Origin of the sequence: Streptomyces sp. NBC_00122, assembly GCF_045160845.1 — a bacterium.
In the GTDB taxonomy this organism is placed as follows: Bacteria; Actinomycetota; Actinomycetes; order Streptomycetales; family Streptomycetaceae; genus Streptomyces.
The window spans coordinates 5,333,301-5,341,879 of sequence record NZ_CP108191.1 but is presented as its reverse complement, the minus strand read 5'-3'; the positions used below and the strand labels follow the sequence as shown (position 1 = coordinate 5,341,879).

Sequence of the window (8,579 nt, the reverse complement as noted above, 5' to 3'; positions counted from 1 at the left end):
TCGCAGTTCGCGGGTCGCGTGTCGGGCCGCGGATCGGGCCGCGCGGTCGGTCAGGTGAGGCCGAGTTCGTTGTCGATGAAGGCGAAGACGTCGTCGGCCGAGGCGGATTCCAGCTGTTCGCCGATGCCGTGCGCGCCGTCGGCCGTCGCGTCGAGGGTTCCGGTCAGCCGGGCCAGCAGGCTCTGCAGCCGGGCGGTGATGCGGGTGGCCTCGATCTCCTCCGCGGCGAGCGCCGCGGCGGCCTCTTCGAGGCGGTCCAGCTGCACCAGTACCGGCAGTTCGCCGGCGGTGTCGTCCTGGCAGAGCTCGGACCACAGGTGGGCCGCGAGCGCCCCGGGGCTGGGGTGGTCGTAGATCATGCTGGTGGGCAGGGGGCGGCCGGTGGCCGCGACGAGCCTCGTGCGCAGGTCAACGGCGGCGACCGAGTCGAAGCCGAGGTCGGTGAAGCCGCGGTCGGAGGGGACCTCGGCCGGGTCCTCGTAGCCGAGCAGCGCCGCCACGTGCGTACGGACCAGGTCGAGCAGGGCCGCCCGCTGTTCGGGCTGGGACAGGTCGGCCAGCCGGCCGCCGAGGTCCGTGCCGTCCCCGCCGCCGGACTGTGCCGGATCGGGGGCGAGGGCGGCGCGTGCCTCGGGCAGCGCGTCGAGGAGGGGGCGCGGGCGGGCGAGTACGTAGGTGGGGGCGAAGCGCTCCCAGTCGAACTCGGCGACCACGGCGTGCGAGGTCCCGCCGGCCAGGATGCGGCGCAGGGCGCCGACGGCCAGTTCGGGCCGCATCGCGGGCGCTCCGATGCGCCGCATGACGGCGGCCAGTTCGGCGTCGACCATGCCGCCGTCCCAGGAGCCCCAGGCCACGGAGGTGGCGGCGAGGCCGCGGGCGCGGCGCCGGTGGGCGAGGCCGTCGAGGTAGGCGTTGGCGCTGCCGTAGGCGGACTGCCCGGCGCTGCCCCACACGGCTGCGCCGGAGGAGAAGAGGACGAAGGCGTCCAGCGGGGTGTCCGCGAGGAGTTCGTCGAGGTGGCGGGCGCCGAGGACCTTGGCCGCGGCCACGTCGGCGAGGTCCGCGAGGGTCAGTTCGCCCAGGGGCGCGATGCGCTGGGGAAGTCCGGCCGCGTGGATGACCGCGGTGAGGCCGGGGAGTCCGGCGAGGAGGGTGCGTACGGCTTCGCGGTCGGCGATGTCGCACGCCTCGACGGATACCCGTACCCCCGACTCCCGCAGCTCCTCGGCCAGTTCCGCGGCTCCCGGGGCGTCCGGGCCGCGCCGGCCGACGAGGACGACGTGTTCGGCGCCGTCGGCCGCGAGCATGCGGGCGACGTGCGCGCCGAGCCCTCCGGTGCCGCCGGTGACCAGGACCGTGCCGCGGGGCCGCCACGGCCCGGCCGGGTCGGGCTGCGCGGGGCGCACGAGGCGGCGGGCGTAGGTGCCTTGGAGCCGGACGGCGACCTGGTCCTCGCCGGTGGCTCCGGAGAGGGTGTCGCAGACCCGCAGCGCGATCCGTTCGGCTTCCGCGCCGGCCGGGTCGATGCCGACGGGGTCGGTGCCGGCCGGGAGGTCGACGAGGCCGCCCCATGTCCCGGGGCTCTCCAGGGCGAAGGCCGCGCCGAGGCCCCAGACGGCCGCCTGCGCGGGGTGTACGGGCCGGGCCGCCGCGTCGGCGTCGTCCGTGGCCACGGCCCCCCGGGTCACACACCACACGGGGGCGGTGACGTCGCGGGCGGCCAGCTCCTGGAGCAGGGCGACGGTGTCCGCGAGGCCCTGGGAGAGCTCGGGGTGGCCGGGGTGCGGGGTGTCGTCGAGCGCGAGCAGGCTCAGTACCCCGGCCGGGGGCGCGGGGAGCTGCTCCGGGAGGACGGGGCCCTCGGTACCGCCGGTCTCCCGCAGTACGGGCGCCGCGCCGCGCGAGGTGAGCGCGTCCGCGAGCAGGGCGGCGAGGGGGCCCTGCGCGGGTGCGTGGAGTACGAGCCATTCGCCGTCGAGCGGCGCTGCCGGCGCGGGGTCGGCGACCGGCGCCCAGGCCACGCGGTAGCGCAGCGCGTCGACGGCGGAGGCTTCGCGGCGGCCGGCCCGCCAGGTGGTGAGCGCGGGCAGTACGGGGGCGAGGGCTGCGGGGTCGAGGCCGAGCCGTTCGGCGAGTCCCGCGGTGTCCTCGCGCTCCACGGCCTCCCAGAACCGGGACTCTCCCGGGTCGGTGCCGGGCCCGGTGGCGGCGGCCGCGCCGGGCTGCGCCTGCGCCCAGAAGTTCCGTCGCTGGAAGGCGTAGGTGGGCAGGTCCACGCGGCGGGGGCGGGATCCGGTGGCCGCGGTGAAGTAGGCGGCCCAGTCGACGTGGACGCCGCGGGTGTGGGCCAGGGCGAGGGCTCCGGCCAGTTCGCGCTCCTCGCCGCGGCCGCGGCGCAAGGCGGCGGCGAACACCGGCCGGTCCTCCCCGTCCCCGTCCCCGTCCTGGTCTTCGGTCCGGGCGGCGGCCAGGCAGTCGGGGCCGAGCGGGGTGAGCGCGGCGTCGGGGCCGAGTTCCAGGAAGGTGTGGACGCCCTTGTCCGCGAGGAGCCGTACGGCGTCGCAGAACCGGACCGTCGCGCGGACGTGGCGTACCCAGTAGTCGGCGGAGGCCAGGTCGTCCGCTCCGGCCAGTTCTCCGGTGACGGTGGAGACGATCGGCACGCGGGCGGTCCCGTACGGGACGCTCTCGGCGACGGCGCGGAACTCGGCGAGCATCGGCTCCATCAGCGGCGAGTGGAAGGCGTGCGACACCGCCAGGCGCTTGGTCTTGCGTCCCAGGGCGGCGAAGTGCCCGGCGACGGCGAGGACTTCCGCCTCCTCGCCCGAGACGACCACGGAGCGGGGACCGTTGAGTGCGGCGATGCCGGTGACGGCGGTGAGGAGCGGGTCCACCTCGTCCTCGGTGGCCTCGATCGCGACCATCGCGCCGCCCTGCGGGAGCTCGCGCATGAGCCGGCCGCGGGCCGCGACGAGGCGGGCGGCGTCGGGCAGCGTGAGCACGCCGCTGACGTGGGCGGCGGCCAGTTCGCCGATCGAGTGGCCGGCGAGGAAGTCGGGCCGCACTCCCCAGGACTCGATGAGCCGGTAGAGGGCCACCTCGCAGGCGAACAGGGCGGGCTGGGCACGGCCGGTGTCGGCGAGCAGCTCGCCGTCCTCGCCCCACACGGTGTCGCGCAGGGGGGTGTCGAGGTGCTCGTCGAGGGCGGCGACCGCCTCGTCGAAGGCGCGCGCGAACACCGGGTGGGCCGCGTGCAGTTCGCGCCCCATGCCGAGCCGCTGGGCGCCCTGCCCGGTGAACAGGACGGCGGACAGCGCGTCGGGCCGGGCGATGCCGGTGACCGTGCCGGGTGCGGGGAGTGCCGGGTCGGCGGCCAGGCCGCGCAGGGAGCGGGCCAGCTCGTCGTGGGTGTCGGCGACGACCACGGCGCGGTGTTCGAGCGCGCCCCGGGTGGTGGCCAGGGACCAGGCCGTGTCGGCGAGGGGGTGGAGCGGGTGGGCGTCCACGTGACCGGCGAGGCGGGTGGCCTGGGCGGCGAGGGCTTCGCGGCGCCGTGCGGAGACGAGGAACGGCAGGGGGCGGGGGGTGTCCTGGACGGCGCCGACGTCGGTCCCGGCGCCGACGGTCCCGGCGCCGACGGTCCCGGCGCCGACGGCCTCCGGCTCGGACCCTGCCTCGGGGGCCGGGGCCTCCTCCACGATGACGTGGACGTTCGTGCCGCTCAGGCCGAAGGACGACACCCCGGCGCGCTTGGCGTGGCCGCGGTCCGGCCAGGCGATCGGCTCGGTCAGCAGACGTACGCTGCCGGCGCTCCAGTCGACGTTGGGACTCGGCTCGTCCACGTGCAGGGTGCGCGGCAGCACGCCGTGGCGCATGGCCTGCACCATCTTGATGACGCCGCCGACACCGGCGGCGGCCTGCGAGTGGCCGATGTTCGACTTGAACGATCCCAGCCACAGCGGCTGGTCGGCGGGCCGCTCCCGGCCGTACGCGGCGAGCAGGGCCTGCGCTTCGATCGGGTCGCCCAGGGTGGTTCCGGTGCCGTGCGCCTCGACGGCGTCGACGTCGGCGGGGGTCAGCCGCCCGGAGGCGAGCGCCTGCTGGATGACCCGCTGCTGGGACGGCCCGTTGGGGGCGGTGAGGCCGTTGGAGGCGCCGTCGGAGTTCATCGCCGAACCGCGGACGACGGCGAGGACCGGGTGCCCGTTGCGCCGCGCGTCGGACAGCCGCTCGACGAGGACCATGCCCGCGCCCTCGGACCAGGTGGTGCCGTCCGCGGCCGCCGCGAAGGACTTGCAGCGGCCGTCGGGGGCCAGGCCGCGGTCCTGGCTGAAGCCGACGAACGAGTCCGGGCTCGCCATCACGGTCACTCCGCCGGCGAGCGCCATCGTGCACTCTCCGGTCCGCACCGACTGGACGGCGAGGTGGAGGGCGACGAGGGAGGAGGAGCAGGCGGTGTCCACGGTGACCGCGGGACCTTCCAGGCCCAGCGAGTACGCCACGCGCCCGGAGGCCACGCTGGCGAGCCCGCCGGTACCGCCGCCGCCCGGGTAGTCGTGGTACACCACACCGGCGAACACGCCGGTGCGGCTGCCCTTGAGGGAGGTGGGGTCGATCCCGGCCCGTTCGATCGCCTCCCAGGACACCTCCAGCAGCAGGCGCTGCTGCGGGTCGGTGTCGCGGGCCTCACGCGGGCTGATCTTGAAGAAATCGGCGTCGAACTCGCCCGCGTCGTGGAGGAATCCGCCTTCCCGGCAGTACGTCTTGCCGGGCGTCGCCGGCTCCGGGTCGTACAGGGCGTCCATGTCCCAGCCGCGGCCGTCCGGGAAGAGCGAGACCGCGTCCCGCCCCGCGTCCACCAGGTCCCACAGCTCCTCGGGCGAGGTGATGCCGCCCGGGAAACGGCAACCCATCGCGACGATGGCCACGGGCTCGTGGTGCTGCTCCTCGGCCTCCCGCAACTGGCGCCTGGTGCGCTGGAGTTCCGTGGTGGCGCGCTTGAGATAGTCCCGGAGCTTCTCGTCGTTGCTCATCGAACCTCAACCAATCTAGAGCTGATCGCTGGCTAGGAGATGCCGAATTCGCTGTCGAGCACGTCGAACAGCTCCTCGTCGGTGACCGTTTCGAAGTCGGGGCCGTCGTCGGCGGGTCCGGCGCCCCGGGCGTCGCGCCAGCGGCGTACGACGGCCTCCAGCCGGGCGGTGATCGCGTCGGCGCGGGCGCCGATGACCTCGGTGTCCCCGCCGGTTGCGGGGAATCCGGTGAGCACGGCCTCGATGCGGTCGAGTTCGGCCAGCGCGGCGGCGGCCGGATCACCGCCCACGGGCTGGGCCTCCATCCGCTCGCCGAGGTGGGCGGCGGCGGCCCGGGGGGTCGGGTAGTCGAAGATCAGGGTGGCGGGCAGGTCGCATCCGCTCGCCGCGGTGAGCCGCTTGCGCAGTTCCACGGCGGCCAGCGAGTCGAAGCCCATGTCACGGAAGGCGAGGTCGGCCTCCACGGTGGTGGCGGACGTGTAGCCGAGGACGGCCGCGACATGCGTACGCACCAGCGCCAGCAGGATCCGGCCGCTCTCGGCGGCGTCGGCCCCGTCGAGCTTGGCCCGCAGGGCCTCGGCGGCCTCCCGGGACTCCTCGGCCGAGGGGACGTCGTGGGCGGGCGGGGCGACGGGGGCGGCTGTGGAACCCGCGGCGTCGACCCAGTAGCGGGTGCGCTGGAAGGGGTAGGTGGGCAGGTCGACGCGCTGGGCGCCGGTGCCGGCGTAGTACGCCTCCCAGTCGACGCGTACGCCGTCCACGTGCAGTTGCGCGAGGGCCGTGACCAGGGTCTCCGGCTCGGGACGGTTCCTGCGCAGGACGGGTACGAGGACGGCGCGGGCGCTGTCGTCGCCGTCGAGGCTCTGGCTGGCGAGTCCGGTGAGGATCCCGTCGGGCCCGATCTCCAGGAACCGGGTGACGCCTTCCTGCTCCAGCGTGCGCACGGCGTCGGCGAAGCGGACGGCTTCGCGGACCTGGCCGACCCAGTACTCGGGCGACTCCCAGTCCGCACCGGACCGGTCACCCGTCACGGTCGAGACGGCCGCGACCCGCGGCTCCCCGTACGCCAGCTCCCCGGCGACGGCCCGGAACTCGTCGAGCATCGGATCCATCAGCGAGGAATGGAACGCGTGCGAGACGGACAGCCTGCTGGTCTTGCGACCCGCCGCCTCGACATGCCCGCCGAGCGCCAGGACCGCAGCCTCCACACCCGAAACCACCACGGATTCCGGCCCGTTGACCGCCGCGATCCCGACACCGTCGCCCAGCAGCGGCAGCACCTCGCCCTCGGTGGCCTGCACGGCCAGCATCGCGCCACCCGCAGGCAGTGCCTGCATCAGACGGCCACGCGCCACGACCAGCCGGGCCGCGTCAGCGAGCGACAGCACCCCCACCGCGTGGGCGGCGGCCAGCTCACCGATCGAATGACCGGCCACCACATCGGGCTTCACACCCCACGCCTCGACCAGCCGGAACAACGCCACCTCAAGCGCGAACAACGCCGGCTGGGTGATCGCCGTCGCGTTCAACGCCTCCGGATCCTCACCCCACACCACCTCACGCAACGACCGCCCCAGATGCGGGTCGACCTCCGCACACACCGCGTCGAACGCCTCGGCGAACACCGGGAAGGACGCGTACAGTTCGCGGCCCATCCCCAGCCGCTGGGCGCCCTGTCCCGTGAACAGGAACGCCGTACGGCCACCTCGCCGGATCTGCCCGGTCACCACGCCGGGCGACTCCTCGCCCGACGCGAGCGCGGCGAGCCCGCTGCCGCGGTCACCCACCACCACCGCCCGGTGGGCGAAGGCGGTGCGCGAGGCGGCCAGGGAGAGTCCGACGTCGACCGCTCCGGCCTCGTCGACGTCCGCTCCCCGCAGGCGCTCGGCCTGCGCGGCCAGCGCCTGCGGGGTCTTCGCCGACATCACCCACGGCGCGACGGGGACTGCGGCCCGCACAGCCGGCTCCCCGGCGCCTGCGGGCGCCTCCTCGACGATCACGTGGGCGTTCGTCCCGCTGATGCCGAACGACGAGATCCCCGCCCGCCGCACACCGGCCCCGGCCTCCCACTTCCGGGCCTCGGTGAGCAGTTCCACGCTGCCCGCCGACCAGTCGACCTGGTCCGAGGGCTCGTCCACGTGCAGGGTCGGCGGCAGAACGCCGTGGCGCAGGGCCATCACCATCTTGATGACGCCCGCGACACCCGCCGCCGCCTGGCTGTGCCCCATGTTCGACTTGATGGACCCCAGCCACAGCGGCCGGTCCTCGGGCCGGTTCTGCCCGTACGTCTCCAGCAGGGCCTGCGCTTCGATCGGGTCACCGAGGGTCGTGCCCGTGCCGTGTGCCTCGACCGCGTCGACCTCGGCCGCCGACAGCCCGGCATCCGCCAGTGCGCGGCGGATCACCCGCTGCTGCGCCGGGCCGTTCGGGGCGGTCAGACCGTTGGACGCGCCGTCCTGGTTCAGCGCCGAACCCCGGACCACGGCCAGCACGTTGTGTCCGTTGCGCCGCGCGTCCGAGAGCCGCTCCAGCAGCAGCACCCCGGCGCCTTCCGAGCAGGCGACGCCGTCCGCCGAGGCGGCGAACGACTTGGACCGGCCGTCGGCGGCCAGGCCCTGCTGGGTGCTGAAGTAGACGAACATGTCCGGCGTGGACATGACGGTGACCCCGCCGGCCAGGGCGAGATCGCACTCGCCCGACCGCAGCGCCTGGGCCGCCATGTGCAGGGCGACGAGGGACGACGAGCACGCCGTGTCCACGCTCACCGCCGGGCCTTCCAGACCCAGCGTGTAGGCGACCCGCCCCGAGACCACGCTGCCCGCGGTGGTGCTGCCGGGCTCCCGGCCCAGGGCGTAGTCGTGGTACATCACACCGGCGAACACGCCGGTCGAACTGCCCTTGAGGGTGGTGGGGTCGATGCCGGCCCGCTCGATGGCCTCCCAGGACACCTCCAGCAGCAGCCGCTGCTGCGGGTCCGTCATCAGTGCCTCGTTCGGGCTGATCCCGAAGAACACCGGGTCGAACTCTGCGGCGTCGTAAAGGAATCCGCCTTCACGGGCGTACGTCTTGCCCGGCGTGCCCGGCTCCGGGTCGTAGACCTCCGGGTCCCAGCCGCGGTCCTCCGGGAACCCGCCGATGGCGTCGACGCCTCCGGAGACGAGCTGCCACAGCTCCTCCGGGGTGGTCACCCCGCCCGGGTAGCGGCAGCCCATCCCCACGATGACGATCGGGTCGCCGTGGTGGGAAGGGCGGCGGCTCTCGGCCTCGGCGAGGCGGCGACGGGCGTCACGCAGGTCGGACGTGGCCCGCTTCAGATACTCGAGAAGCCGCTCCTCGTTGCTCACCGAGACCTACTCCCTCTGGTCGGACATACCGTGGCGACTCATGTGTCGTACCTGGCCGTTCAGTTGATCGGTTGGAACGCTACTGAGCTGCCGGAAGGGCGGCCTACCCTTAACCCACCCCTGCCGCGGGAGCCCGCGGACGAGGGGGAGAACGCGTGAAAGGCCGGGGTGCGTGACGGCTGTCGTGCAGCTGTCACGCACC

The 8,579-nt window shown here is 74.7% G+C and carries 2 protein-coding genes; both read right to left on the bottom strand.

Annotated elements, in window-relative coordinates:
* Positions 1-50: 50 nt before the first annotated feature.
* Complete coding sequence (locus OG737_RS24830) at positions 51-5,033, bottom strand: type I polyketide synthase (RefSeq protein WP_328928359.1); 4,983 nt, start codon at positions 5,031-5,033, stop codon at positions 51-53.
* Positions 5,034-5,065: 32 nt separating this feature from the next.
* Positions 5,066-8,377 carry a beta-ketoacyl synthase N-terminal-like domain-containing protein gene (locus OG737_RS24825; RefSeq protein ID WP_328928358.1) on the bottom strand — a complete coding sequence of 1,104 codons (3,312 nt, stop codon included), beginning with the start codon at positions 8,375-8,377 and terminating at the stop codon, positions 5,066-5,068.
* Between the last annotated feature and the right edge of the window lie 202 nt (positions 8,378-8,579).

Coding starts and splice junctions, on each gene's coding strand:
- OG737_RS24830 (WP_328928359.1), bottom strand. CDS start 5,033: ATGAGCAACGACGAGAAGCTCCGGGACTATCTCAAGCGCGCCACCACG.